At 46.8% G+C, this 25,503-nt stretch carries 24 protein-coding genes; 17 read left to right on the plus strand and 7 right to left on the minus strand.

Annotated features, from left to right (window positions below):
- Nucleotides 1-92: 92 nt before the first annotated feature.
- The 3 genes from DESAL_RS09970 to DESAL_RS09980 form a co-directional block, all read right to left on the minus strand.
- A complete protein-coding gene (locus DESAL_RS09970; RefSeq protein WP_015851863.1) occupies nt 93-1,052 on the minus strand; it encodes a SurA N-terminal domain-containing protein in 960 nt (319 codons plus the stop codon).
- A gap of 33 nt (nt 1,053-1,085) precedes the next feature.
- Complete coding sequence (gene mfd / locus DESAL_RS09975; RefSeq protein WP_015851864.1) at nt 1,086-4,535, minus strand: transcription-repair coupling factor; 3,450 nt, start codon at nt 4,533-4,535, stop codon at nt 1,086-1,088.
- 169 nt (nt 4,536-4,704) lie between these two features.
- Nucleotides 4,705-5,184, minus strand: coding sequence for a chemotaxis protein CheW (locus DESAL_RS09980; RefSeq protein WP_015851865.1), 480 nt, complete (start codon nt 5,182-5,184; stop codon nt 4,705-4,707).
- Between the two features lie 246 nt (nt 5,185-5,430).
- Between DESAL_RS09980 and DESAL_RS09985 the strand changes: the two genes are divergently transcribed.
- On the plus strand, nt 5,431-5,646 hold the full coding sequence (locus DESAL_RS09985) for a hypothetical protein (protein WP_015851866.1): 216 nt from the start codon (nt 5,431-5,433) through the stop codon (nt 5,644-5,646).
- Between the two features lie 60 nt (nt 5,647-5,706).
- On the opposite strand, the gene DESAL_RS09990 is transcribed toward DESAL_RS09985, so the two are convergent.
- Nucleotides 5,707-7,053 (minus strand): UDP-glucose dehydrogenase family protein, encoded by a 1,347-nt coding sequence (locus DESAL_RS09990; protein WP_015851867.1) that lies wholly within the window; start codon nt 7,051-7,053, stop codon nt 5,707-5,709.
- Between the two features lie 275 nt (nt 7,054-7,328).
- Between DESAL_RS09990 and DESAL_RS09995 the strand changes: the two genes are divergently transcribed.
- The 8 genes from DESAL_RS09995 (at nt 7,329) to DESAL_RS10030 (ending at nt 14,705) form a co-directional block, all read left to right on the plus strand.
- Nucleotides 7,329-8,054 carry a pyridoxine 5'-phosphate synthase gene (locus DESAL_RS09995; protein ID WP_015851868.1) on the plus strand — a complete coding sequence of 242 codons (726 nt, stop codon included), beginning with the start codon at nt 7,329-7,331 and terminating at the stop codon, nt 8,052-8,054.
- 3 nt (nt 8,055-8,057) lie between these two features.
- Complete coding sequence (locus DESAL_RS10000; RefSeq protein WP_015851869.1) at nt 8,058-8,432, plus strand: holo-[acyl-carrier-protein] synthase; 375 nt, start codon at nt 8,058-8,060, stop codon at nt 8,430-8,432.
- Between the two features lie 91 nt (nt 8,433-8,523).
- Nucleotides 8,524-10,059 (plus strand): NAD(P)H-hydrate dehydratase, encoded by a 1,536-nt coding sequence (locus DESAL_RS10005; RefSeq protein WP_015851870.1) that lies wholly within the window; start codon nt 8,524-8,526, stop codon nt 10,057-10,059.
- Nucleotides 10,053-10,502 (plus strand): CBS domain-containing protein, encoded by a 450-nt coding sequence (locus DESAL_RS10010; RefSeq protein WP_015851871.1) that lies wholly within the window; start codon nt 10,053-10,055, stop codon nt 10,500-10,502. The genes DESAL_RS10005 and DESAL_RS10010 overlap by 7 nt, the downstream gene beginning before the upstream one ends.
- A 2-nt stretch (nt 10,503-10,504) precedes the next feature.
- Nucleotides 10,505-10,999: a tRNA (adenosine(37)-N6)-threonylcarbamoyltransferase complex ATPase subunit type 1 TsaE gene (tsaE, locus tag DESAL_RS10015; RefSeq protein WP_015851872.1), complete on the plus strand. Its 495-nt coding sequence runs from the start codon at nt 10,505-10,507 to the stop codon at nt 10,997-10,999.
- 38 nt (nt 11,000-11,037) lie between these two features.
- Nucleotides 11,038-12,276, plus strand: coding sequence for an aspartate kinase (locus tag DESAL_RS10020; RefSeq protein WP_015851873.1), 1,239 nt, complete (start codon nt 11,038-11,040; stop codon nt 12,274-12,276).
- A gap of 3 nt (nt 12,277-12,279) precedes the next feature.
- Nucleotides 12,280-13,881, plus strand: coding sequence for a citramalate synthase (gene cimA, locus DESAL_RS10025; RefSeq protein ID WP_015851874.1), 1,602 nt, complete (start codon nt 12,280-12,282; stop codon nt 13,879-13,881).
- Nucleotides 13,866-14,705 (plus strand): MBL fold metallo-hydrolase, encoded by an 840-nt coding sequence (locus DESAL_RS10030; RefSeq protein WP_015851875.1) that lies wholly within the window; start codon nt 13,866-13,868, stop codon nt 14,703-14,705. The genes cimA and DESAL_RS10030 overlap by 16 nt, the downstream gene beginning before the upstream one ends.
- 80 nt (nt 14,706-14,785) lie before the next feature.
- On the opposite strand, the gene DESAL_RS10035 is transcribed toward DESAL_RS10030, so the two are convergent.
- The 3 genes from DESAL_RS10035 to DESAL_RS10045 all read right to left on the minus strand — a co-directional run bounded on the left by DESAL_RS10035 (nt 14,786) and on the right by DESAL_RS10045 (nt 18,365).
- Entirely contained in the window at nt 14,786-17,017 is a 2,232-nt protein-coding gene (locus DESAL_RS10035; protein WP_015851876.1) for a DUF3536 domain-containing protein, read from the minus strand.
- A 156-nt stretch (nt 17,018-17,173) separates the two neighbouring features.
- Nucleotides 17,174-17,719, minus strand: a complete 546-nt coding sequence (locus DESAL_RS10040; protein WP_015851877.1) for a hypothetical protein — start codon at nt 17,717-17,719, stop codon at nt 17,174-17,176.
- Nucleotides 17,720-17,945: 226 nt separating this feature from the next.
- The gene (locus DESAL_RS10045; protein WP_015851878.1) at nt 17,946-18,365 is read right to left on the minus strand and encodes a hypothetical protein; all 420 of its coding nucleotides are present in this window, start codon (nt 18,363-18,365) and stop codon (nt 17,946-17,948) included.
- 225 nt (nt 18,366-18,590) lie between these two features.
- Here DESAL_RS10045 and DESAL_RS10050 point away from each other — a divergent pair, with 225 nt between their 5' ends.
- The 8 genes from DESAL_RS10050 to DESAL_RS10085 all read left to right on the plus strand — a co-directional run bounded on the left by DESAL_RS10050 (nt 18,591) and on the right by DESAL_RS10085 (nt 25,465).
- Nucleotides 18,591-18,851 carry a DUF493 domain-containing protein gene (locus DESAL_RS10050; RefSeq protein ID WP_015851879.1) on the plus strand — a complete coding sequence of 87 codons (261 nt, stop codon included), beginning with the start codon at nt 18,591-18,593 and terminating at the stop codon, nt 18,849-18,851.
- A 269-nt stretch (nt 18,852-19,120) separates the two neighbouring features.
- Nucleotides 19,121-21,934 (plus strand): isoleucine--tRNA ligase, encoded by a 2,814-nt coding sequence (gene ileS / locus DESAL_RS10055; RefSeq protein ID WP_015851880.1) that lies wholly within the window; start codon nt 19,121-19,123, stop codon nt 21,932-21,934.
- A 166-nt stretch (nt 21,935-22,100) separates the two neighbouring features.
- Entirely contained in the window at nt 22,101-22,571 is a 471-nt protein-coding gene (gene lspA, locus DESAL_RS10060) for a signal peptidase II (RefSeq protein ID WP_015851881.1), read from the plus strand.
- Nucleotide 22,572: 1 nt separating this feature from the next.
- Nucleotides 22,573-23,328, plus strand: coding sequence for a prolipoprotein diacylglyceryl transferase (gene lgt, locus DESAL_RS10065; protein WP_015851882.1), 756 nt, complete (start codon nt 22,573-22,575; stop codon nt 23,326-23,328).
- Nucleotides 23,328-23,564 (plus strand): PLD nuclease N-terminal domain-containing protein, encoded by a 237-nt coding sequence (locus DESAL_RS10070; RefSeq protein WP_015851883.1) that lies wholly within the window; start codon nt 23,328-23,330, stop codon nt 23,562-23,564. Before lgt ends, DESAL_RS10070 begins: the two co-directional genes overlap by 1 nt.
- Entirely contained in the window at nt 23,554-24,477 is a 924-nt protein-coding gene (gene ybgF, locus DESAL_RS10075; protein WP_015851884.1) for a tol-pal system protein YbgF, read from the plus strand. The genes DESAL_RS10070 and ybgF overlap by 11 nt, the downstream gene beginning before the upstream one ends.
- 19 nt (nt 24,478-24,496) lie before the next feature.
- Nucleotides 24,497-24,925, plus strand: coding sequence for a 4Fe-4S binding protein (locus DESAL_RS10080; protein WP_015851885.1), 429 nt, complete (start codon nt 24,497-24,499; stop codon nt 24,923-24,925).
- A gap of 27 nt (nt 24,926-24,952) precedes the next feature.
- Nucleotides 24,953-25,465, plus strand: a complete 513-nt coding sequence (locus DESAL_RS10085) for a hypothetical protein (protein ID WP_015851886.1) — start codon at nt 24,953-24,955, stop codon at nt 25,463-25,465.
- Nucleotides 25,466-25,503 lie beyond the last annotated feature (38 nt).

Genomic DNA, 25,503 nt, shown 5'->3' on the forward strand with positions numbered 1-25,503 from the left:
GTTTTATCTTCAAATTTATCGCGACCATCAAAAAATGATCGCAACTTCGTTAATTCCTATGACTAACTAAACTCTTTCACTAAACTATGCAACTATTCAGCCACTGGTGATTTCTCAGATGATGCACTCTGCTCTATTTCTTCCACTTCAGGCAACAGTTCCTTGCTTATTTTAATTTTAGAAGTCGCCATTTTTTCTTTTAACCAGCTTTCAAATTTTTCCTTAAGCTTTCTCTCCAGCAGTACTTTTTCAACCATGGGATAAGCTTGGAGAGGTGTAAGTAAAGTCGCTTCTTTTTTCTCTTTGAGAATTAGACAAAATACTTCTTTTTTCTGGGTAATTACCGGTGTTGCCTTACCCGGCTCAAGGTCTTCAACAAAAGGCTTCCAATTTGCGGGAATCTGTCCGTTCCTGATCCAGATTTCACGTACAGAAACTTTGCGGAGTTTCGCAGAAATAGCGGCAGGAGTGAGTCCTTCGCGGTAAAGGTCCACACCTTTAAGAACCAGATCCTTGCCCATACCTTTAACCATCACAAATTTGTATCCAGCAGGCATGTAAAAATCGGAAAGATGGGTGCGGTAATATTTCTCAGCTTCCTTGTAATCAATCTTGATCTCGGGACGCAGTATATCCTGAAAGAATTTATCCATAGCCAGCTGATATTTAAGCTGTGAACGCCATGCATTAATATCGATATATTCTTCAATAAGGATCTGTTCAAAAGAATCATCAGGATAATCGGAACGGACTTCGTCTTCTGCTTCCTTGAGTTCCTTATCGGATACCGGAATCTCGCGCTGCTCCAATTCTTGAGCAACAAGTTCCTGAACAATCAAGTCTCCAAGAATCTGCCCATACTCTGCCCTGACCTGCTCAACAGAGGGCACAAATCCGCCAACCCCTTCATGAGTAAGGTCATATTTATATTCCAGCTGGCTCAGATAAATTGGATTCCCGTTTACCCTCGCGATAATGCCCGGTTCTTCACTTTTGTTCTGACAGCCAAACAAAGAACAAGCCAACAGAACACCGATTAATATTTTTTTCATATCAGCTTCCAAATAAACCGTGCAACGGCATAGTTAAAGTAACGGTTCAAGTTTTTTGCAAATAGAATCAAGACCTTTCGAAATAGAGACACTCTGGTCAAGTCGGACTTCAAGAGCAGCCGGAGGCTTGAGTTTTGCCTTATCACCCTGCTCTCCGATCCAGGCAATCAGTTTGGCCGGGTCAACAGGATTATTGTTCTCTGCCCAAGTCAGGATAACTCTGGTCGGGAAAAGGTCTGCCCGAACAACTCCTAAACGTGCAAGGGTACGTTTGAGGTAAAGCACAGAAATAAAATTTTCAACCTCTTCAGGAAAATGTCCGAAGCGGTCTTTGATTTCAGCAGCAAGCTCTTCGATTCCTGCTTCACTGTCAGCAGATGAAAGAGCACGATAGTAACGCAAACGCTCACGTGCATCCGGCACAAAGTCTTCCGGCAGATGAGCCTTGAACACAAAATTCATTTCAGGATCACTTACCTGTGCGGAATCATCACCTTTAATTCTACGTACTTCTTCGTCCAGCATTTCAAGAAACAAATCAAGTCCGACCTTGGCCATCTGCCCGGACTGAACCTCGCCCAGAATATTACCGGCACCACGTAAACGCAGGTCTTCCATAGCAACCTTGAATCCGGCACCAAGGTAATCAAGCTGTAAAATAATCTGCATACGGCGCTTGGCTTTTTCTGAAAGAGAATCCAGCGAAGATACTGCAAAATAGGCGTAAGCCTGACGGGTGCTGCGTCCGACCCTGCCGCGAAGCTGGTAGAGCTGCCCAAGTCCGAACATCTGCGCCTGATCAACAATCAAGGTGTTTGCATTGGGGAAATCAAGCCCGGACTCAATGATTGCTGTAGCAACAAGGATATCCAGTTCCTTATGCCAAAATTTGTGGATAGTCTCTTCCAGATTCTTTTCGGTCATCTGACCGTGAGCCATGCCGATTTTAGCATCCGGTGCCAGCTTCTTAACAAACTCAACAACCCTTTCCAGCCCCTGAACACGGTTATGAACCCAGAAGACCTGTCCGCCGCGTTCAAGTTCACGTGCCACAACGGATGCAAGCATTGCTTCATCACGCTCAATAAGCGCAGTCTCAACCGGCTTGCGATCAACAGGAGGTGTTTCAATGGTACTCAGGCTGCGCACCCCGGAAAGGGAAAGCTGCAGAGTGCGGGGAATTGGTGTAGCTGTCAGGGTCAGCGCATCGATATTTTTGCGCATTTCCTTGACTCTTTCCTTATGTCGCACACCGAAACGCTGCTCTTCATCGAGGATAAGCAAACCGAGATTCGGTGCTTCAACATCCTTGGAAAGCACTCGGTGAGTTCCGATGAGAATATCAAGTTCACCTGCCGCCATCTGCTCCAAAACACGCTTCTGACGGGATTTAGGAACAAAACGACTGAGCATACCAACCGTAACCGGAAAACCTTCCATACGCTGTACAAAGGTCTGGTAGTGCTGTTCTGCAAGAACTGTTGTGGGGCAAAGCAATACTACCTGCTTTCCGTCCAAAACTGCCCTGAAAGCAGCACGCAGAGCAACCTCAGTCTTACCAAAGCCAACATCACCGCAAACAAGGCGATCCATTGGTTCGGGGCTTTCCATATCACGAAAAACATCCTGAATGGCTTTTTCCTGATCCGGGGTTTCCTCAAACCCGAAAGTGGATTCAAATTCCCAATACATCTCATCCAGAGGACCGTAGGCATACCCTTTGGCAATCTTACGGTAGGCGTACATTTCGACAAGTTCCCCGGCGATCTTCTCAATAGCCTTGCGAGCCTTTTCGCGGGTTTTGGCCCAGCGTGCTCCGCCAAGCTTATCAAGAATCGGACACGATCCTTCCGGGCCCTTGTACTTCTGGACCAGATTCAAGCGGTCAACCGGGACATAAAGTTTGTCCTCAGAATCAAAGAACAACAGCAGATAATCGTTAGCCACCTCACCAACATTCATATGATGCAGCCCGCCGAATCGGGAAAGGCCGTAATCACGGTGAACCAGCAGATCATCAAGCAACAGGTCCTCATAGCTGGTCATGCCCTCAAAGGCTTTATCGCGGCTACGAGTTCCTTTTGCGGCTTGCGGCTGAATTACATCTTCACCGAGGATTACCGTCTGATTCCATTCCAGCTCCATCCCTTGTCTCAAGGGAGAAACTAGAGCGTAAATGCCTTTATTAAGTGGGGAATATTCCGTTGCAATGGTAAGTTGTTCCGGTTCGATAAGGGAGAGAAATTTCTTGCGGGAACGTTCGGTGCGAAAGCTGAGGACTGTTTGAAAACGTTCAGATTTCCACTCTTTCAATGCGGCAACCAATGCAGCCCAAGGACGCTTGACCTGCTCCGGTTTCCAAAAAATATCCGTGAATGCGGATATGGATCGCTCCGAAAGATCAATACCATCTTTTTCTCGACCGATAACCAGATCTTCAAAAACTATCTGACGTTCATCGCGCCATGTTCCACGGGCCTTTTCTTCATTCCAGCAAATCACATGCATAGGCCATTTGCAGCCGTTATGAGCGGATTTATCCAACAGGAACGTTTTCCAGCCATGCTCTTGGTCCTGTAATTTAGAACGCAGATTGGATGCAGAAGAAAGCACATATACAGATTTTTTCGGGAAGAAAGCTTTAAGGTCGACTGCTTCAGGATAAAAGAGTCCGGGCCAGATCATGCCATCGGCATTTTCCGCTTTTTCAACCAAGCGGGTATAACCTTCCGATGAAATTTCCCCGGTCTTTTTAAGCTGAGTCCAAAGCTTATCAGCTTCGTCTATATGATTGCCGGTCAGCATTGCCGGAGCTACCGGCAGCAGGGTCACTTCATCCAGATCAGCTTTTGATCTCTGTGATGATGGATCAAAAACACGAATTTCCTCAAGAATATCACCGAAGAATTCAAGACGCACCGGCAGATCATATCCCGGTGCATAAATATCAAGGATGTCGCCGCGCATGGACATCTCGCCATACCCGGAAACAAGTTTAGTTCTTGTGTAACCCCAAGTAACCGCCTGTTCCATGAGCAGCTCAGGGTCCATCTCTTCGCCCTTGGCAAGAACAATATAATTGTTCTCCAGAACATCCGGGGAAGGCCATTTCGGCAACAGGTTGTCAGCAGTCATTAAAACGGACTGCTTTCCACCACGGGTCAGTGCATGCAATGCCGCCCAACGTTCGGCCCAATCAGAAGCAGCCGGATTCTTGCTCAGATATGGTGGCAGAAAAACCCAATCCCTTTCCCATGAAGGAACAACTTTACCTTTCTGTTCAAGTTCGTTGCGGCTGAACAGGGTTAACAGGGCCTTGAGTTCTGAATATTCACGCGCGCCGGGCGCAACAAGAACAACAGACTCTCCCCTTGAATGCAGGTTATGAGCTGTGAAGGCTTGGGTTCCGTGGCCGCTTTTAAAAATACGTAAGTTATCACCACTTCCGGAAGCGAAAGCGGAGAGCTGAGCTGGTAAGGACAAACTGACTCCAGAAATTTATCAAAATTAAAGTCGTCCCCTGCTCAAGCAGAGAACGACTTTTTTTTGCAGACAAATGCGGCTGCTGTCCAGTTCTAAAACAATTATTAGAGAACAATTGAATCAAAGAACTGCTGTAATGCAAAATTCTGCACTAATATTTCAACAGCGGCTATACCTGTGCAAGCTGTTCCTGTTCTTCATTGGACAGGAGCCTGTTCAGGTCAAGCAGGATAAGGAGCCTGTCTTCAAGCTTACCTACCCCGCTGATGTATTCAGATTCAAGACCGGAAACAACAGGCGGCGGCGGTTCAACGGTGGAAGCAGGAATTCGCAGGACTTCAGAAACGGAGTCCACAACAAAACCTACAATCATATCGTTGATTTCAATAACAATAATTCTGGTATGCTGATCGTGTTCACGGAACTGCAGACCAAACTTGCTTCTGAGATCGATAATGGGGATAACTTTACCGCGAAGGTTAATTACCCCTTCAACAAATTGCGGTGCTCTGGGAACCTTGGTAATTTCCATGGTTCTGATAATCTCTTGAACCTTGAGAATATCAACACCGAATTCTTCTTCACCGATACTGAAGGTAACCAGCTGAATCAATTCCGCGTCAAGCGTAATCTTCTTACCTTCTTCCATACTTGTCCCCCTGTTATATTTTTACAGTGGATGACCAAGGGATTTGATCAATTTTAATTTATAAGAAAACTCAAAAGTTCTAATTTAATACCATATTATTATTCATCTGAAACATTTGCAAGCTAATCCTGAAATTATAAAAGAATTACGCATTTTTTCTTTGCACAGAAATTGACTAGCTCCATTTTAATGACTATCAGTTAAATCTGATAGCAAAAAGCGAAGCTCAGGAGGGTATGAACTCGCATGGCTCAGTTTTCCCCGACAGAAAATATTACTCTGGAAGACCAAATTAAATCATTAGCAAATGAAGAACTGCTCGACTTTTGGGAAGAAACACAATTTCTAGCCAAAATGCTCGATCAGGATAATCAAGAAGATATTCAATATAGCCCGGAGTACGAAAGGCTGATCCTGCAGGAACTGCAGCTCAGGTCATCAATGAAAACTCTGGATCCTTAAAAAAGTAAGGCCCGCCAATGGCGGGCCTTTTTATTTCTCTTTTCCAATTTCCAGTATGAACTAATCTTCAGCTCCAACCGGGCGGCGGCCTACGCTGAAATAGGCAAAACCGCAGCTTCCAAGGTAAGCAGGATCATAAAGGTTCCTGCCGTCGAAAACCAGCGGAGCATTGAGAGACTCTTTAACCCTGTCAAAATCAGGGTTCCTGAACTGGTTCCAGTCAGTAACAACAGCAAGGGCATCTGCACCTTCGAGCACTTCATACTGGTTGTGGACAATCTCCACCAGATCATTATCACTCAGAATCTCTGCAGCTTTTTTGTGAGCAACAGGATCAAATGCTTTGATTTTCATGCCTGCGGAAGTCAGCTCTTCAATAATTGAAAGAGCGGAAGATTCACGCATATCGTCAGTGTTGGCTTTGAATGCAAGCCCCCACAATGCAAGAGTTTTACCTTTAACACCACCCTGAGGTTCAAAGTAGTCCAGAATTTTTCTGGAGAGCATTTTCTTCTGGCGATTGTTAACGGAATCTACTGCTTCGATAAGCTCGGGCTGCGCTCCTACTTCCTTTGCGGTGTTGATCAACGCTTTCACGTCTTTTGGAAAGCAGGATCCACCGTACCCTACACCGGGGTAAATGAAGTAGTAACCGATACGATGGTCAGAGCCGATACCCAAACGAACTTCACGTACGTTTGCATCAACTTTTTCGCAGATTCCGGCAATTTCGTTAATAAATGAAATTTTGGTTGCCAGCATGCAGTTTGCAGCATACTTGGTCATTTCAGCACTTCTGGTGCCCATGAAAATAAGTTTTTCACGGCTGCGGGCATAAGGAGCGTAAAGAGTTTCAAACTGTTTGCGGGTTTCTTCATTCTCAGTACCCACGACAACGCGGTCAGGCTTCATGAAATCGCTTACAGCGTCACCTTCTTTAAGGAATTCAGGATTGGAAGCCACATCAAAGTCAATATCCAAACCACGCTTGTCCAGCTCTTCCTGAATGGTAGCCCGAACTTTATCGGCTGTTCCCACGGGAACGGTGGATTTATCTACAATAATTTTGGGTTCGGTCATATTCTGGCCGACCTGACGGGCAACTGTCTCAACATAGCTAAGGTCACAACTGCCATCGGCACCGCAAGGAGTACCTACGCAGATGAAAACCATCTTGGCTTTTGCCAGTCCCTCTTTAAGATCGGTGGTAAAGAAAAGTCTTTCGTCTTCGTAGTTACGCTTAACAAGGACATCAAGGCCGGGTTCAAAAATATGGATTTTACCCTGCTTGAGGGTTTCAACTACATCAGGATTAACATCCACGCACCAAACGTGGTTACCCATTTCAGCAAAACACGCCGCGCTGACCAGACCCACATATCCGGTCCCTACAATACAAATGTTCATTAGCTGTTCTCTCGTTTATTTATAGCGTTTGATTTTCTATAATTAGCTGGCAATATCTCAGGTGCCGGGCTGACGCTTAATTGATCCTAGTGCGGATAACGCCATTATGTTTTTAATGTCAACTCTAACCCGGTTACAAAGATATGACGGTTGCCATCAAAGTCCATTAACTATATTGTGCTGTTAGCAAGCCGGAAACCGCTTCAGGCTTCATTTTTAATATAATAAAAATTCTACTTTTAAATTATGAAATAATTTTACCGGAGGATATAATCATGCCCTTCTTATGCGTCAATGTTGACCACGTAGCTACTATCAGACAAGCCCGCCTCGGAATCGAACCGGATCCAGTTACTGCTGCCGCCATGTGCGAACTTGCCGGAGCAGTAGGAATCATCATGCACCTGCGCGAAGACCGCAGACATGTGCAGGACCGTGATATCGAACTGATCAGCAAGACCATCCAGACCGAGTTTCATTTTGAAATGGCAGCCACCGAGGAAATGCAGCAGATCGCCCTGCGTATCGACCCTGCTACCGTCTGCCTCGTGCCGGAAAAACGTGAAGAGCTTACCACTGAAGGCGGCCTTAACTGCATTGGTCAGGAAAAACGCCTCACCGAATATCTTGCTCCGCTACACGAAAAAGGAATCGGTTCCAGTCTGTTCATCGATGCAGATGCCGACCAGATTAAAGCAGCTAAGGCTATCGGCGCAGAATACGTTGAAATTCATACCGGACATTTCGCTGATGCTCCTACCCGTTCCGAACAGAAAGCTGAGCTGACCCGTATCATTGACGGCATCAAGATGTCACAGGATCTCGGACTCAAAGTAAACCTCGGCCACGGCCTGAACTACGTGAATATCCTCGATTTCGCTGATGTTCCCGGTATTTGCGAATACTCCATCGGTCACTCCATCATGTCCCGTGCAATCTACGTGGGTATTGATCGCGCTGTTCGTGACATGGTTGAAATTATTAGAAACTTTGCTGATTAATCCATGATCATCGGACTTGGAATAGATATAACTGAACTTGACCGCATCAAGCGTTCGCTGGATAAATACGGCGAACGCTTTGCGGAAAAAATTCTTACTCCTGCTGAGATAGAACTGATCCCGGCCAAAAATCCAGTACCCTACGTTGCTGCCCGCTTCGCAGCGAAAGAAGCTGCCGTAAAAGCACTGGGAACCGGATTTGCCGAGGGAATAACATTCCACACAATTGAAATAACACGCTTGGATTCCGGCGCGCCGCAGCTTAATTTTCTCGGTAAAGCCCTTGAGCGCAGCAAATCCATGGGAGTTGAAGGAATTCATATCTCAATCACACATGGACGTGATACCGCAGCAGCCGTGGTGGTACTTGAAAAATAAAATGGCGAAGCCCTATTAAAAGTTTTTGGGATTCTTAAACCCTTTTGCAAAAGGGTTTAAGGCCCCCGGCAGGGCCGCCGGAGGCAAATACATGTTCTCACCGCTTCCTACCCCTTCAGAAATGTCAAACTGGGACAAAGTCACCATAAATGAAATCGGCATCAGGGGTGAAATCCTGATGGAAAATGCCGGACGCGAGGCTGTTTTCGCTCTGCTTAAGGGCTACGGCAATGTATCCGGTAAAAAGATTCTGATCATCGCCGGATCAGGCAATAACGGCGGTGACGGCTTTGTTATGGGCCGCATGCTTGCTGATCTGGGTGCGGAAGTCCTGATCCTGCACACGGCTCCCAAGAGTAAGTATAAAGGTGATGCAGCCTACATGCTTAAGGTTGCCACACGACTGGGCGTGAACATGAAATTTTTCCGGGCTACGGAAAAAATAATTTTGCCCGAAGCTGACATCATCATTGATGCCCTGCTCGGCACCGGATTTTCCGGTGAACTGCGCCCCTTTGCCTATGCAATTGTAGAAGCCATCAACGAAGCAAAGAACAGCTTTATTTTTTCGGTAGATATTCCTTCCGGCTTGAACGGACTGACCGGATTGCCTCAACCTGTTGCTGTTCAGGCTCAAATGACCGTAACTTTTGAGGAAGCCAAGATTGGTCTTGCTTTGCCACAAGCGGATGCATACACTGGCACTTTAGTGGTCACTCACATAGGTATCCCTAACGAGGTAAAGTACAAGCATCCGGCTACACACCTGCTGATCAGGGAAAACGCGCTTGAATTTATTCCTGCGCCCTCCCCGTCCATGCATAAAGGTAGTTCCGGGCACATATTGTTGGTAGGAGCTTCGAAAGGGTTAACCGGAGCACTGCATCTGGCAGGTATATCCGCCCTGCGTGCCGGAGCCGGACTGGTAACAATGGCCTGCCCGGACGGACTGGCTGCTGAAGTTAAAGCCGGGAAACCGGAACTGATGACTAAGGGGCTTGGTTCCGGCGATCAATGGAATGATCAAATGATCGCAGAGCTGCTCCCGGAACTGGAAAAATACGATGCACTGGTTATAGGACCGGGACTGGGACGCGACAAAGGAGCGCTTGATTTGGTTGAAGCAGTAGTCAAGAACGGACACCCGCCGGCAGTGTTCGATGCAGATGCTCTTTACGCTTTTGCCAAGTGCCCGGAACTGCTTCAGCAGATAGCCGAGAATTCAATTCTCACCCCGCATCCCGGCGAGATGGCCCGCATGGTCAACAGTACCATCCCTGAAGTTGAAGCAAAGCGCATCAACACTGCACGTGAGTTTGCAACAGAAAGCAAAACCATAGTCGTTCTTAAGGGAGCCGGTACAATCATCGGATGCCCGGATGGGCAGATAGTTGTATCTCCGCTTTCCGCCCCCAACCTTGCGGCAGCAGGGTCAGGTGATATTCTGGCAGGAATGGGCGGAGCTTTGTTGGCCAAAGGAATTCCTGCTATGCAAAGTGCTTGTATCGCGGTATACTGGCATGGACTGGCAGGACAGTATCTGGCTGAAAATTTTCCGTATCGAGGAAACATCGCAACTGAAATAGCTGACGTGCTCCCCCAAGTGCTTAAGGAGGAATTATGCTAAAAGCCAAAGACATCATGACTTCCGGTGCTCTCACCCTCGAACCTGATACCGATGTTGCAACCGCAGCAAAGCTCATGCTTGAAAAACACCTGAACGGCCTGCCCGTGGTAGACCGCAGCGGAAAGCTGATCGGTGTTCTCTGCCAGAGCGATCTTGTAGCGCAGCAGAAAACCATTTCCATGCCTTCCCTGTTCACCATACTGGACGGCTTCATTTCCTTCTCCTCCAATGAGGATCTTGAGAAAGAAGTGAACAAGATTGCGGCCACTAAGGTGGAGCATGCCATGACCCCGGACCCTATAACCATTGAACCCGACACCAGCATCGAAAAGATTGCCGATCTCATGGTCGAAAGAAAGTTTTATACCCTGCCGGTTGTTGAAAACGGCAAGCTTGTCGGCGTTGTCGGTAAAGAAGACGTTTTAAAGGTTTTAGCTAAATAAAAATGAATAGTGATAAATTGATCATCAATCTGCCGGATGTGGAGGCGACCTTAAAACTCGGCTCCACTCTGGCTTCTTTTTTTCTGGAAACTAAAAAACTGGTCCCTATCTTCCTTAACGGTGACCTTGGAGCGGGAAAAACAACTTTTGTTCGCGCGCTTGTAGAATCTTTTCCCGGTGCGCAAAACGCAGAAGTAAGTAGTCCCAGTTTCAATATTCTTAATATTTACCCCACAAAACCTCAGGTTGCGCATTTTGACCTGTATAGATTGGAAGGTCAGACACCTGATGATGATTTCTTTGATTTATTAAGTGATAAAAAAACTTTGACAGTTGTAGAGTGGATTCAGTATCTGAATATTGAATTCTGGCCTGAAAGCGCACTGCTCTTCACTTGGACCCCTGCCGCATCCGGCAGAACAATAGAATTGACCCTGCATGGTTCAGCGACCTCCCTCTATGAAGAGCTTGCCTCATTTCTCAAGTCATTCCAATAATATCCGTTGAACTCATGTGGTAAGGAGATAATGTTCAGATGAACATCGTAGTACAGAAATTCGGTGGAACCTCGGTCAGGAACCTCGAATGCATGAAGCAAGTACTGGAAAAAGTTATGGTGCCTTACGAAAAAGGCAACAAAGTTATCGTAGTCCTCTCCGCAATGGCCGGTGAAACAAACCGGTTGATTGATCTGGCCTATGAATGGTCCGACACCCCGGATCTGGCTGAAATGGACTCCCTGGTATCTACCGGCGAACAAGTTTCCGTAGCCCTGTTTTCCATGCTTCTTAAAGATCGCGGAATCAAAGCCCGCTCTCTGCTGGGCTTTCAGGTTCCTATTAAAACAGACTCTGCTTATTCCCGCGCACGTATCCTTGATATTGATCGCGATAAAATCGAAGAAATGCTGCAGGAAAATGATATACTGGTCATGGCCGGTTTTCAGGGCTGTGACGAAGGTAGACGAATTACCACCCTTGGCCGCGGCGGCTCCGACACATCCGCAGTAGCTATGGCAGCAGCTATTGAAGCTGATGTCTGTGAAATTTTTACTGATGTTCCGGGCGTATTCACTACCGACCCCAACATCTGTTCCATGGCCCGCAAGCTGGACCACGTGTCCTATGATGAGATGCTTGAAATGGCCAGTATGGGCGCAAAAGTACTACAGATTCGTTCAGTTGAATTTGCTAAAAAATATAATGTTAAAGTTCATGTCCGCTCTACTTTCAGCGATGAGATCGGAACATACGTCACTCAGGAGGATAAAAATATGGAATCAGTACTTGTTTCCGGAATTGCATATGACAAGGATCAGGCCCGCGTAACTCTATCCAAAGTGAAGGATGAACCGGGTGTATCCGCAGCGCTATTCACTCCTCTTGCAGAAGCAGGTATTCTGGTTGATATGATCGTCCAGAACCCCAGCCGTGACGGTCGCACTGACATGACCTTCACCATTCCCAGAGGCGATCTGAAAAAGACCCTCGAAATTATTGATGAGATTAAAGAACCTATGGGAGCTCAGGACGTTCTGTACGATCAGCATGTTTGTAAGGTTTCCGTTATCGGTGTTGGAATGCGTAACCATTCCGGTGTTGCATCCAAGGCATTTCAAGCACTGCGTGACGAGAACATCAACATCCTGATGATCAGCACATCCGAAATTAAAATTACCTGCCTAATTGAAGAAAAATACACTGAACTGGCCATAAGAACGCTCCACAACACGTTCGGGCTCGATAAATCGGGGTCCGATGAAAACTCACTTTAGCAAATGAAACAAATAAAAATATACGACACCACCCTGCGTGACGGCACACAATCCGAAGAAATAAACTTAAGCGTACAAGATAAAGTGCGCATCACCCGCAAGCTGGACGACCTCGGCGTACATTACGTCGAGGGCGGCTGGCCCGGGTCGAATGCCACGGACAAGGAATTCTTTCAGGAAATCCAGAACTACGCTCTTAAAAACTGCAAAGTATCAGCCTTCGGTTCAACTCACATGAACCGCCTTACTCCCGAAAACGATCCCAACCTGAACTCCCTGATTGAATCTGGAGCCAAGGCTATGTCCATTTTCGGAAAGACTTGGGATTTCCACGCCACCAGTGCTCTAAATGTCACCCTTGAAAGAAATATTGAACTGATCAGAAATAGTATCGGCTACCTGCGTCCACATGTGGAAGAACTGTTCTTTGATGCAGAGCACTTCTTTGACGGCTTCAAGGCCAATCCTGAATTTACTATCAATTGTCTTAAGGCTGCCTATGAAGCCGGAGCCGATGTCCTTGTCCTTTGTGACACAAACGGCGGTTCTATGCCCGAAGAGGTGGTAGAAGCCTGCAAAGCCGTGTTGGAAAAAATTCCCGGTTGTAACATCGGAATCCATGCCCATAACGACTGCGACCTTGCAGTAGCTAACTCGCTTGCTGCAGTGCAAAGCGGTGCTGTACAGATTCAGGGAACCATGAATGGATATGGCGAGCGTTGCGGTAATGCCAACCTCTGCTCCATCATTCCTAACCTTGAACTCAAGCTCGGCTATGAGACCATTGGGCAGGATAAGCTGACCAAACTCAAGGAAACTTCCACCTATATCACTGAAATCGCCAACCTGCGCCCCTTCCTGCGCCAGCCCTTTGTTGGGCAGGCTGCATTTGCACATAAGGGAGGCATTCATGTCAGTGCTGTACTCAAGGATTCCACCAGCTACGAACATATTGATCCCCTGCTGGTCGGTAATGACCGCCGCGTGCTGCTTTCCGACCTTTCCGGTAAAAGCAACGTACTCTACAAGGCCAAGCAGTACGGCTATGATCTCGATAAAAACGATCCTGCGGTTCAGACCATTTTAGCCGACATCAAGGAACGTGAAACCATCGGATTTGAATATTCAGCAGCCGAAGCTTCATTTGAACTGCTCTTTTTTAAAGCCATGGGCTGGTCTAAACGCTACTTTGAGTTCATCAACTTCTTTGTGGTGGATGCCAAGCGTAAAAACGATTCAGAACCCTTTTCCGAGGCAACTGTCATCGTTAAAGTTCATGGGCAGGAAAACCATACCGCAGCTTCAGGCGACGGTCCGGTTAACGCTCTCGACAAAGCGTTGCGCAAAGCACTTGAGCCCTTCTACCCGTCTTTAAAAGAAGTTCGTTTACAGGACTTTAAGGTAAGAGTATTGTCCGGAGCTGTACGTCAGGCAGCGGGAACGAGTTCCAACGTCCGTCTGCTTATTGAATCCACTGACGGCAAAAGCCAGTGGACCACCATGGGCGTCAGCCACAACATCATTGAAGCGAGCTGGCAGGCCCTTGTGGACTCCATCAACTACAAGCTCTTCAAGGATGATCCTCAAAAATGGCCATCGAGATAACAGGACAATACACCGAACCGTGCAAAATCTCCGTTCTTTGTGACAATGAATCCCTGAACTCAAGTCTTGGCAAGGAATGGGGGCTTTCTATGGCCCTTGAACTTCCGGGGAATGATCTCTGGCTCTGGGATTGCAGTGCAAGCGACCTTTTCCTGAAAAATGCCGATGTCATGAATATTGATGTCAGCAAGGCAAAAGGACTGGCGCTCAGTCATGGTCACTGGGATCACACCGGTGGCATGGATGCTCTCATGGAGGCTGATTTCATGGGTCCTGTTTATGCTCATCCCGATTTTGCAAACAAACGCTATTCAAAAGAAGATGACGGTTCTGCCAAGGACGCATCCTTTCAATGCGAATATCCGGGAACAATCATCGTCCGTGATGATGTTAAACTGGAAGACGGGCTTTTCATGATCACCGAAATCCCGCGTCGCGAAGGATTGTTTGAAGCGACCAAGGATTTATTCATTGATCAGCAAATGACTGAAGTCGATCACGTCCGTGATGACGCTTTTATGCTGCTCATGAGCAAATCCGGTCCGGTCGTAGTCCTCGGTTGCTGTCACAGCGGTCTGGCAAATTCGCTTTACCATATGCGTGATCTAACCGGAATTGATTCCGTACACGCAATCATCGGCGGCCTGCACCTGTATTCTGCTGACAAGGCAGAATACGAAAAGACTGCTAAAGTCATTGAAGAGTTCAACCCTAAAATGATCTCTCCCGGTCATTGCACCGGAAAAGACGGTTTCGAATTCCTGAAAAAAAGGCTTTCCTGCGAAGTCGTCCCTATGGGATCAGGTTCGGTTTATGAGTTCTAGTATTGGCTAAATTAATACATAAATAAAGGTCCGTTAAGTTAAGCTCAACGGACCTTTTTTTGTGCTTTTATCAAAGTAAATTATAAGTCAAATCCAATCATCTTTGCCAGCTCAGGATCATTCTCCCCGATCAAAACTTTATCCCAGTAACAATTCTGAAGTCTCCAGAGATCGATCGGCAATTCAATCTTGCGAGCCCGTTCCACAACTCCACGGATACTATCCCAAAATGTAAGGTCATTGTGCAGCATTGTGCATAACTGCTTAGACAACTGCTCAATAAAATAATCAAGGTCAGGATGGTCACGGCCTACTTCTCGCATAAAAGTCAGAGAATCTTCACCGACATTATCACCGGAAAAGATATAGTTCCAAGCCAGCCCTGCCCATAATTTACGCCATTGTGGTGCCCATGTCTGAGAAGTCTGATAATCCTCAAAGTCATTAAACAAAACAGGCCCACAACCTGTGCTTAAAATCTGGGCCTCCCATGATTTATGAGCAAACCTATGAACCCATGTTAGAGACAGGGACTGCTTTTTCTTCCATGAAATCTCGGTAAGGGGATAATGTTCAATCTGTCCGGCGGGCAGTGAAATTTCAACTGATCCGGTAAGAACCCGCTCCCCTTTTTCCCATTTCCAACTATATTCTTTAACTTCCGACTCAAGCTGCCAGCGTATTTGAGCTTCACCACGAGCCATAACAAGGGAAGAATCGTTTACCTTAATAAAAACAGAAACACCGGGCCATTCAATGCGCCCTTCTTCGCCGGGTAAGGGAAAAACTCCCTCCACATACAATCGGGCTAATGCCTGCCCTATCAAGCTACCCGGAGTTTCACTCTGAGGCTTAATCTTGCTGCTCCAAAGATCAATGGTTGAGCCGTAACGCTCTTCATTGGACCTTGCTTCCCCGGCTATGGAAAGAAACTTCTCTTCCAATCCGATCAAGCCGGTTTCCTGCGCAATCTCAATTGCCCGTAAAGCGAAACTCATATTATTCACAGGCTCCAAACGAGCCAGATCATCAAAGAACCAGCCGCAGCTGGCAAAAGACGAAAGAGCCCATTTCTGCATGGAAAGGAGTTTCCAGCCCATGTCGGCCTCGGCGCTGCCCTCAGAAACCTTAAAGTTCTTCTTGAAGAATTCTTCTTGCGTAACAATGCCGCTCAGAACAGTTCCGTATTCAACTAAAGCCTTGCGGGAATCCTTGAATATCTTACCTCCATGATTGAAATAATGAGCATTCATCAACGTTTTGATTGCGTCCAGCCCTTCCCGGAGAGGCTTTCTCCACTGCTGATTCCAGTCAGGATGCCCACCGGTACAACAGCCACAATCATTGCGCCAACGCTCGACACCATGATAACAACTCCATGAAGAATCCTCCCGAATCTTTACCTTACGGGTCGGAGGATGCTTTTCAAGATAAGCCCCGTAGTTGAGCAAAGATATCTCATCCCGATTCTCTATAGCCTGCGCCAGTACATAAGCCAGTGCCATCTCACCGAATTCCACATGGTGTCCATATGTCTCACCATCTGTTCCGATGGAAAGAAGCCCTTCTGCGGCCGCACCTGAAAGCTTATTCCAGAATTCATCACCATTTTTAAGCAGCCCTTCAAAAGCAATGGCCTGAGAAAGTCCACCATCGTAAAAGAAAACGGAAATAGTCTTACCCGAAGGCAGCTCAACAAGGTATGGCTCTTTGATGTTGATAGAATACTCATCGACTTCCCGCCAATCATCAGTTCCCAATTCAGCAATTGCTTCCGCTTGCCGGGGAGCCAGCAAAGTAAAAGCGATGCCGTGCTCGGCAAGGGTTTCAAGTGTATCTGTGTCGCAGGCGGTTTCAGACAACCACATACCCTCCGGCCTGCGTTTAAACCGGGATTCAAAGTCTGCAATAGCCCAGGCGACTTCAGCATCACGGTCCATTTCTGAGGCAAGAGGCATGATTACATGGTGGTAAATCTGAGCAATAGCATTACCGTGCCCCCAGCGTTTAAGACTTAAGGCATCACCCTCAAGAATTTTTGCATAAAGAGCAGGTTCGGAACGTTCAATCCAGCGGAAAAGTGTCGGCCCCACATTAAAGCTCATCCACTCATAACAATTCAGGATATCGAAGATACCGTTGCTTCCCATCCGTCTGGCCCAAGCTAAAGGTCCATAGCTTTCGCGGCAGATACGCTCATTCCAATGCCGGAACGGAGCCGCACTTCCTTCAGGGAAAATCATATCCAGCCACGGATCTTCACGCGGCGGTTGATAAAAATGTCCATGTATGCACAAAAATTTACCAGACATATATATACCTCACGGTTTAAGTTCAGCTTTGTGGATAGTAACTCAACGACGCTATTAAATCCAACATAAAGACAATTGTAGCCACATTTTAACAGTCGCAATAAAAAAAGGGCAATGAGTAAACTCACTGCCCTGAAACTTTAAACTCACTATAAGTTATTTAACATAACCGGCCTGCTTAAGCATACGTGAAGCCCGGTCCGTTAGCACAAAACCGCTTTCGTATAATATTGCAGGCCCCTTAAGGGATATTTTATTGATATACCCAACATCAAGCAGAACATTGAGAATATCTGCAGTAAAGGCTTCCTGCATAATGCTCTTGGGAGCTATGCCCCGAAAAAGAGAAATTCTCGATAGATGAAAGATATCAATCAATGCACGAACATGCACTTTATCTAGTATTTCATTGATTTCAATATCTATACCGCAAAATGTTTCCCAGTCCTTATCTTTTACATCCTCACCAAATCTATTCAATTCTTTTTCGGCCTTGCGTGAAACCCTGTATCCCTCAAGGTTGTTACCGCAGGATGTGCAGATACTACCCTCGTCTATCAATCCGGATTTCAAAAGTTCACTGATAAGCTCCGGATCGTACAAATATGTTTCCCGCTTGGGTAATAGACCGTGATATCTATCAATCTTAGAGTAGCTTCGAATATGCTTCAAGAGCAGCATATGCCGTTCATTAAGAACCATAGGGCGACAATCTCCATTGTTTGCATGTATCTAATTTATACATCAGGCAAACACCCCATAAATTCAGATATTGATTTTATCCACCACTTTTCTGTTACAATTTAACACAACCATCAACTTAAATTCAGAACTGGGCTATGTAGATAAAAATAGAAACGGAATTGCTCAATACAGAGCAATTCCGCTTCAAGGTGTATATTAAGGACTGGAAAATAAAGTGTTAATCTCAACTAAAAAGTCTAAGCAGTGGCTTTAACTCTTTTTTGGGTCTGCTTTTATGGATGAAATTGCCGGTAGGCATTTTGACGAAGAGGTTCTGGCAGGAATAACACTCCCAGTGCTTAGAACGTTCCTGAAGCCTGATCAGGACTCCATCGCGGTCATAGCAAACCTGGCAATAAGGACCAGTTTTTTCATTATCCTCATCAATCCAATATTTCTGTCCGTCAAACTCCATGCATTCCGCAAGGTCAAGAATTTCTGCAACCTCTTTGACCTGAGATCGCAACTCTTTATTTTCCTCATACATGTTAAGATAGTCTTCCTGAATGATCCTCAAAAGACTTTCCGCTTCACGGTCACGCCCTTCATTAAATAATTCAAGAACTTTCCTGAAGTTGGTTGCGTGGAGATTTTTTTTACTCATTTTTCAGCCCTATCCTTACAGTATAATTTTAGGAACACCTGCTAACTGTATCGACAATGCGGTAATTTCCTTTAGGGACAAGGGAAAAAACTTTTTTTCATACCATTGACAGCACCATATCCGATCCATATATCAACATTGCCCGACAAGCGGTATAAACTTCATCCCGTTATCGGACATAGAGCATAAAAATAAAATATTTCATTTAAATATAAGGAGATAAACATGGCGCATTCCATAGAGCAGTTTAAAGCTACCCTTGATGAGCATCATGAATGGCCCTGCGACTACACTTTTAAATTTATTGTTCCCAGCAAGTCTCTGGATGAACTTAAATCCATGATTGACGGTTTTCCCTACACTGAAAAAGATTCCAAAACCGGCAAATATACCAGCATAACCGTTGTCATCCATGCCAATAGCTCTGATGTAATCCTGAATATCTACGAGAAAGCAGCAACCATTGAAGGACTCATTTCCCTTTAATTAATAATGAAGCAACTCCGGGTTGACTTCCATCACGCCTTGTTTAAAGATAACGCCGCTCATTTTTGAGCATTTTTTATTTTTCAAGTTTACGCAAGAATGGCTGTTTTGCTTTTCCACAGCGTGCCGAATTTTGTTCATACCCTTATTAACAAGCCGATATATCAGCTTTTGTTTTGAACATAATCGCTATCGTTAATGTGAGTACTTAAAACGGCTTTTAATCAAATATCATATCCTTAAGAGAGTTCCGGAGGACTTTTCCAGTCATGAGCGATTATAAAAAGACCCTGTGTTTGCCCAAGACAAAATTTCCCATGAAGGCCAACCTCAAACAGCGCGAGCCCGAAATGCTCAAGCGCTGGGAGGAAACCGGGGTGTACGAAAAAATGGTTGAAGCAAATGCTGAAGCCGAACAGTACGTCCTTCACGACGGCCCCCCGTATGCTAACGGCCACATTCACATGGGCACAGCCATGAACAAGGTCCTCAAGGACATTATCGTAAAATCCCGCAACCTGCAGGGTATGAAAGCCGAATACGTTCCCGGCTGGGACTGCCACGGTCTGCCCATCGAGCACAAGGTTGAGCAGGAACTTAAGAAAAAGAAAAAAGAACTGCCCACCACCGTTATCCGCAAGCTCTGCCGCGAATATGCAGCAAAGTTCGTTGATATCCAGCGCAAGGAATTCAAACGCCTTGGCGTACTCGGTAACTGGGAAGATCCTTACCTGACCATGAAACCCGAATACGAGGCAGCTACTGCCCGTGAACTGGGTCGTTTCATGGAAAAAGGCTCCGTTATCCGCGGTAAGAAGCCCATTCACTGGTGCTGCGACTGCCGTACCGCCCTTGCTGAAGCTGAAGTTGAATACGAAGATCACACTTCTCCTTCCATCTACGTGCGCTTTCCCCTTAACGATGAAAAAGTTCTGAAAGCTCTGCCCGAAGATGTTGCATCCAAAGTGGACCTCTCCCGTACCTACGTATGTATCTGGACCACCACTCCCTGGACCATCCCCGATAACATGGCTGTGGCTGTTCACCCTGAATTTGAATACGCTGTTACCGAAGTTAACGGTGACATCTACATCCTCGCTGAAAGACTGCTGCCCGTTTGTGCGGAATCCTTCGGCTGGGAAAGCTGGAACGTTCTGGCAACTGTTGCAGGTGCCAAACTCGAAGGCGCAGTAGCCAAGCACCCCATCTACGACCGCAAATCCCCAGTCGTACTGGCAGACTACGTAACTCTCGATTCCGGTACCGGTTGTGTTCACACTGCTCCCGGCCATGGTCGCGAAGACTTTGAAACCGGCCTCAAAAATGGTCTGGAAGTTTACTCTCCCATGAACAACAGCGGTGTGTTCCTCAAGGAAGTAGAATTTTTCGCCGGTATGAATGTTTGGGAAGCCAACCCCAAAGTAATCGAAAAGCTCGAAGAAGTGGGCAACCTGCTGGCACAGGAAAAAATCTCCCACTCCTACCCCCACTGCTGGCGCTGTAAAGAGCCGGTCATCTTCCGCGCAACCACCCAGTGGTTCATCGGCATGGAAGAAAACGATCTGCGCAAAAAAGCACTCAAAGCCATCAAAGACGATGTTGAATGGCTGCCTGCCTGGGGTGAAAACCGCATCTACAGCATGGTTGAAAACCGCCCTGACTGGTGTATCTCCCGTCAGCGTAACTGGGGTGTGCCCATCATCGCCCTGATCTGTGAAGATTGCGATGAAGTGTACAACGATCCCGAGTGGGTTTTCTCTGTAGTAGACGAATTTGAAAAGCACGAACGCGGCTGTGACTACTGGTTTGAAAAATCAATTGAAGAAATCGTTCCCGAAGGTCTCAAATGCCCCAAATGCGGCGGCAACCACTGGACCAAGGAAGACGACATCCTCGACGTATGGTTTGATTCCGGTACCAGTTTCGCGGCTGTTGTTGAAAAACGCAAGGAACACCGCTTCCCCGCTGATCTGTACCTTGAAGGTTCCGACCAGCATCGCGGCTGGTTCCACAGCTCCCTGCTTGCTTCCGTTGGTACCCGCGACGTGCCTCCCTACAAGACCGTACTCACTCACGGTTACGTAGTTGATAAGGACGGTCGCAAGATGTCCAAGTCCATCGGTAACGTAATCGCACCGCAGGAAATCATCGACCAGCATGGTGCAGAAATCCTGCGTATGTGGGTTTCCGCAGTTAACTATCAGGAAGACGTCCGTATCTCTGACGAAATTCTGAGCCGCATGGTTGATACTTACCGCCGCGTGCGTAACACCTGCCGTTACATTCTGGGTAACCTTGACGGTTTCAACCCCGAAACTGACGCAGTAGCACCCGCAGACATGCTGCCCATCGACCATTTCGCACTTGATCTGGTCAACCGTCAGCATGAAGTAATCCAGAAGGCTTACACAAACTTTGAATTCCACAAGGTTTACCATACCCTGCACAACCTCTGCACCACCGAGCTGTCTGCCTTCTACCTTGATATCATCAAGGACAGACTCTACGTGTCCGGCGAGAAGAGCCTCGAACGCCGCTCCGCACAGACCGTACTCTGGCAGACCATGCTCATGCTGCTTAAAGATATGGCACCCATCCTTTCCTTCACCGCTGAGGAAGCATATTCCCACATGCCAGAAGAAATGAAAGGATCCGCCGAAACTGTCTTCGCTATCCGTCCCGAGCTTCTCAAGCCCTCAATCGATGATGCCGAGCGCAAAAGATGGGAACTGCTCATGGACGTTCGTACCGAAGTCACCAAGGCAATCGAGCCTCTGCGCCGCGAAAAGGTAATCGGTCACTCTCTCGATACCAAGATCACCCTTTTCGCCAACGAAGAGATTGCCAAGGCTCTCGAAGGTATCGAACGTCGCGAATTCTTCATCGTATCCGGTGTTGAAATCAAGCCTCTGGCTGAAGCTTCCGACGATGCTGTTAAGCCTGAAGAACTTGAAGGACTGTCCATCAAGGTGGAAAAGGCACAGGGCGAAAAATGCAGCCGCTGCTGGAGATACGATACCCTCGGCACAAACGCTGAACACCCCGAACTCTGCCCGCGCTGCGCAGCTGTTCTGGCCGGTTAATTTCTCGCTCTTTGTAAATTGAATAAGTAAATGCCCCCGCCCTTCTCGCAAGGACGGGGGCATTTTTGAAGAATGCCTCCGGCGGCTTAAACCTTTTAAAAAAGGGTTTAAGAATCCCAAAACTTTTTAGTATGCTTCGCAAGTAGCATGTTAAGGCGACCTTCGAATGAACAAATATTTTTTAGCTGGAATCATTTCTGTTGTGACTCTAGTTTTGGATCAGGTCACCAAGATTGCAGTCCGCGAGAAAATGGTCCTTTGGACTTCAGAAACAGTCATTCCCGGATTCTTTAATCTGGTACATGTGGTCAATAAAGGTGCGGCTTTTGGCTTTTTGAACCGTGCAGACATTACTTGGCAGCGCAACTTTTTTGTTGTGGTTACCATTATTGCTCTCGGTGCAATTGGAATGCTGCTGAAATCTGCTGAAGAAAAGGACAAATTCCAGATCTTAGGGCTAGGCTTTGTGCTGGGCGGTGCCATTGGTAACTTGATCGACCGTATTCTTTATCATCAGGTTACTGACTTTCTGGATTTTTACTATGGCTCACACCACTACCCGGCTTTTAATGTCGCGGATATTGCTATCTGCCTCGGTGCTTTTGCCATGATCGTATCTTTTTACAAGAATAAGTAAAATGAACCCGATCCTGTTCAGCATAGGCTCCATAAATATTTATGCCTACAGCGTATACCTGACAGCCGGATGCCTGCTGGGTATTGGCTGGGCCATGCGTGCGGCAAGGCTCTGGGAACTGGACTATAAACTGGCTCCGGTTACCGGAATAATCGCAGTTGTCAGCGGTATTATCGGCGCACGGGCTCTTTACGTCGGCCTGTATCCGCAGGAATTCACAGGAAACCTGCTCAAAATATTCTATATCTGGCAGGGCGGACTTGTTTTTTCAGGGTCTATAATTTTCGGTTCACTGGCTGGGCTACTCTACCTGCGCTACAAGCAACAACCGATCCTTGACTGGCTGGATTGCTTTGCTCCGGGCATTGCACTTGGGCAGGCTGTTGGACGGCTTGGGTGCTTTTTCGCCGGATGCTGCTACGGCAAGCCTACCGATCTTCCATGGGCAGTGACATATAAAAATACTGATTCTCTGGCCCCTCTCTTTCAACCTCTGCACCCGACCCAGCTTTACCATTCACTTGCCGGACTGATCATATTTTTGATTCTGGCCGTTGCCGGAAACCATATTAAGACTGAAGGCCGCATTACGGGCCTTTTCCTTATATTGTTTTCTGCGTTCAGATTTATTATTGAATTTTTCAGGGCGGATTACCGGGGCGAACTCGGTCCCCTGTCTATGACTCAGTTCATAACACTTGTCTTTTTCGCAATTGGTATATACCTGTTATCAATATATAAAAAAAGGAGCACCTAATGTTCTTCGGAGAAATTCCCAATCTTCCCATGGAAACCTGGATCATCATCCTCGGCAGTGTCGGTCTTTTTGCAGCCTTGACACTTTTCGCCATATGGGATGCATTCAACAGGGAATTCCCGTCCAACATGGAAAAAGTCGGCTGGATACAGCTCTCGATTTTTATTCCATTTTTCGGCTGTGTGGCTTACTTTCTTCTAGGTAGAAAAAGGGGGAAAAAATTAAATGAAAAGTAACATGAAAAATTCTCTTATTGCTGCCCTGATCGCCTTTCCTCTGGCTACCGGCCTAAGCGGCTGCGTAACCACATCTGATATGGACAAGCTGCGCATGGAGTTGCGCCAGACCAGATCCCAGCTGAACAAAAAAATCGACAACGTCGAGCAACAGTCAGCAGCTGACAGCGTTGCACTGCGCGATGAAATCAAAAAATCCAGCTCTCCTGTGCAGACCCAGCAGGCAAATATGTATGCTGAAGTAAACGCCCTGAGAATGCAGGTTGCCAAGCTTCAAGGTACCGTTAACACCATGTCCGAGTCCGTAAACAGACTCGATGCCGGAGACACCAACAGCACAGAATCTCTGGAAGAACTTTCCCGTAAAGTCGAAAACATGCGTCTGGCCCTTGAAAGCCAGCTGGCTATCGACCTTGGTCTGATCAAGGCACAGGCTCCCAAAGATAAGGCTACACAGGTTGCAATAACCAATGCAACTGAAGCTATTGGCGGGATTGCCGCTGTGGTAGCCCCTGAAGTTAAAAAGACAGAGCCGGCTGATCCCGCTCAAGCCCTGTATGATAAGGGCCTCGCCTTATTTAAAGAGCGTAAATACAAAGACTCAATCCGAGATATGGCTGAGTTTATCAAGACCTTCCCTAAACATAAGCTTGTTCCCAACGCCATTTTCTGGGAAGGTGAATGTTACTACCAGCTCAAGGATTACGCCAATGCCGCACTCAAATATCAGGGTGTCATTGCCAAACATTCCAAGAGCAATAAATACAGACCCGCACTGCTCAAGCAGGGACTTTGCCTGATCAAACTGGGCAAAACCAAATCCGGACGTTATATTCTTGAAGACCTTATCAAGAAAGCCCCGGATTCCGCCGAAGCAAAACGTGCGCAAAGTATCATCAAGAACTTAAAATAATCTAACCGGATACAGAACAATGAGCGAGAGCAAGAACTTTAACAAAATTATCCATCTGGCCTTCCCACCTAACACTTCCGGCCGTCCGGTCGTGTGCAATCTGGGCAAACTTTACAATCTCAGCTTCAACATCCTTAAAGCTGACATCAACCCCAGACTCGAAGGCAGCATGACCCTTGAAATCACCGGTCTTGAAGAAGACTACCACAAGGGCATCAACTACCTGAAGGAAAACGGCGTACGCCTCATTCCCGTTGCGCAGAAAATTGCAAGGGACGATGAATCCTGCATGCACTGTGGCATGTGCCTCGCCATGTGTCCCACCGGAGCTCTTTCACTTGAAAAAGATACCCGTCTGGTACTTTTTGATCTGGAAAAATGTACTGCTTGCGGTCTGTGTACTAAGGTCTGTCCTGTTCGGGCCATGGAAGTTGATCCGCAGGATTAGTTAAATAAATAAGATAAAGGAATCCGAATGGACCGGGACACACCGCACTACGCAAGTGTAAAAACACGAATCAAAGGACACGGACGTATCGCCGCTTCTCTGGAGAGTCAGCCCGTTTACCGTGGATTCACCGGGATGAAAAAACACCCCGCTGAAGATCTTGATGATTCGAAGGTTCCGGAATGGCTTAGAGTCTATGTAACTGAACTTGACCGCAAGCTGGACCAGCTGCTGGGCATGCAGAGTAAAAAAGACCTCAAGCAGGATTTCCCCCTTGATCTTGAAATAATAAAGATTTCCGGCAACGGAATGACCTTTCGCTCAACTTCCGTCACAGCACCATGTATAATGGAGATTGTGGCGGAAATTGAGCAGATTCCTTTACGACTGGCCGGAGCAAAAGGTCGTGTAAAAGCTGGCAAAAAAGACAATTACTGGGTAATGAAATTTGAAAAAATCAGGGAACACGACATTGAGTCCATCATCCAGTTTGTTTTTAGCGAACAGCGCGAAATAATCAGGACCGAAAAGCTGGGTTAGCCCTGCAACGTTTATATAAAAACCAACGCCAAGGAGAG

Source organism: Maridesulfovibrio salexigens DSM 2638, from assembly GCF_000023445.1.
Lineage (GTDB): Bacteria > Desulfobacterota > Desulfovibrionia > Desulfovibrionales > Desulfovibrionaceae > Maridesulfovibrio > Maridesulfovibrio salexigens.

Bases quoted from the DNA above. Each gene is read 5' to 3' on its own strand.
- DESAL_RS09970 (WP_015851863.1), bottom strand. From the start codon at position 1,052: ATGAAAAAAATATTAATCGGTGTTCTGTTGGCTTGTTCTTTGTTTGGC.
- DESAL_RS09980 (WP_015851865.1), bottom strand. From the start codon at position 5,184: ATGGAAGAAGGTAAGAAGATTACGCTTGACGCGGAATTGATTCAGCTG.
- DESAL_RS09985 (WP_015851866.1), top strand. From the start codon at position 5,431: ATGGCTCAGTTTTCCCCGACAGAAAATATTACTCTGGAAGACCAAATT.
- DESAL_RS09990 (WP_015851867.1), bottom strand. From the start codon at position 7,053: ATGAACATTTGTATTGTAGGGACCGGATATGTGGGTCTGGTCAGCGCG.
- DESAL_RS09995 (WP_015851868.1), top strand. From the start codon at position 7,329: ATGCCCTTCTTATGCGTCAATGTTGACCACGTAGCTACTATCAGACAA.
- DESAL_RS10000 (WP_015851869.1), top strand. From the start codon at position 8,058: ATGATCATCGGACTTGGAATAGATATAACTGAACTTGACCGCATCAAG.
- DESAL_RS10005 (WP_015851870.1), top strand. From the start codon at position 8,524: ATGTTCTCACCGCTTCCTACCCCTTCAGAAATGTCAAACTGGGACAAA.
- DESAL_RS10010 (WP_015851871.1), top strand. From the start codon at position 10,053: ATGCTAAAAGCCAAAGACATCATGACTTCCGGTGCTCTCACCCTCGAA.
- tsaE (WP_015851872.1), top strand. From the start codon at position 10,505: ATGAATAGTGATAAATTGATCATCAATCTGCCGGATGTGGAGGCGACC.
- DESAL_RS10020 (WP_015851873.1), top strand. From the start codon at position 11,038: ATGAACATCGTAGTACAGAAATTCGGTGGAACCTCGGTCAGGAACCTC.
- cimA (WP_015851874.1), top strand. From the start codon at position 12,280: ATGAAACAAATAAAAATATACGACACCACCCTGCGTGACGGCACACAA.
- DESAL_RS10030 (WP_015851875.1), top strand. From the start codon at position 13,866: ATGGCCATCGAGATAACAGGACAATACACCGAACCGTGCAAAATCTCC.
- DESAL_RS10035 (WP_015851876.1), bottom strand. From the start codon at position 17,017: ATGTCTGGTAAATTTTTGTGCATACATGGACATTTTTATCAACCGCCG.
- DESAL_RS10040 (WP_015851877.1), bottom strand. From the start codon at position 17,719: ATGGTTCTTAATGAACGGCATATGCTGCTCTTGAAGCATATTCGAAGC.
- DESAL_RS10045 (WP_015851878.1), bottom strand. From the start codon at position 18,365: ATGAGTAAAAAAAATCTCCACGCAACCAACTTCAGGAAAGTTCTTGAA.
- DESAL_RS10050 (WP_015851879.1), top strand. From the start codon at position 18,591: ATGGCGCATTCCATAGAGCAGTTTAAAGCTACCCTTGATGAGCATCAT.
- ileS (WP_015851880.1), top strand. From the start codon at position 19,121: ATGAGCGATTATAAAAAGACCCTGTGTTTGCCCAAGACAAAATTTCCC.
- lspA (WP_015851881.1), top strand. From the start codon at position 22,101: ATGAACAAATATTTTTTAGCTGGAATCATTTCTGTTGTGACTCTAGTT.
- lgt (WP_015851882.1), top strand. From the start codon at position 22,573: ATGAACCCGATCCTGTTCAGCATAGGCTCCATAAATATTTATGCCTAC.
- DESAL_RS10070 (WP_015851883.1), top strand. From the start codon at position 23,328: ATGTTCTTCGGAGAAATTCCCAATCTTCCCATGGAAACCTGGATCATC.
- ybgF (WP_015851884.1), top strand. From the start codon at position 23,554: ATGAAAAGTAACATGAAAAATTCTCTTATTGCTGCCCTGATCGCCTTT.
- DESAL_RS10080 (WP_015851885.1), top strand. From the start codon at position 24,497: ATGAGCGAGAGCAAGAACTTTAACAAAATTATCCATCTGGCCTTCCCA.
- DESAL_RS10085 (WP_015851886.1), top strand. From the start codon at position 24,953: ATGGACCGGGACACACCGCACTACGCAAGTGTAAAAACACGAATCAAA.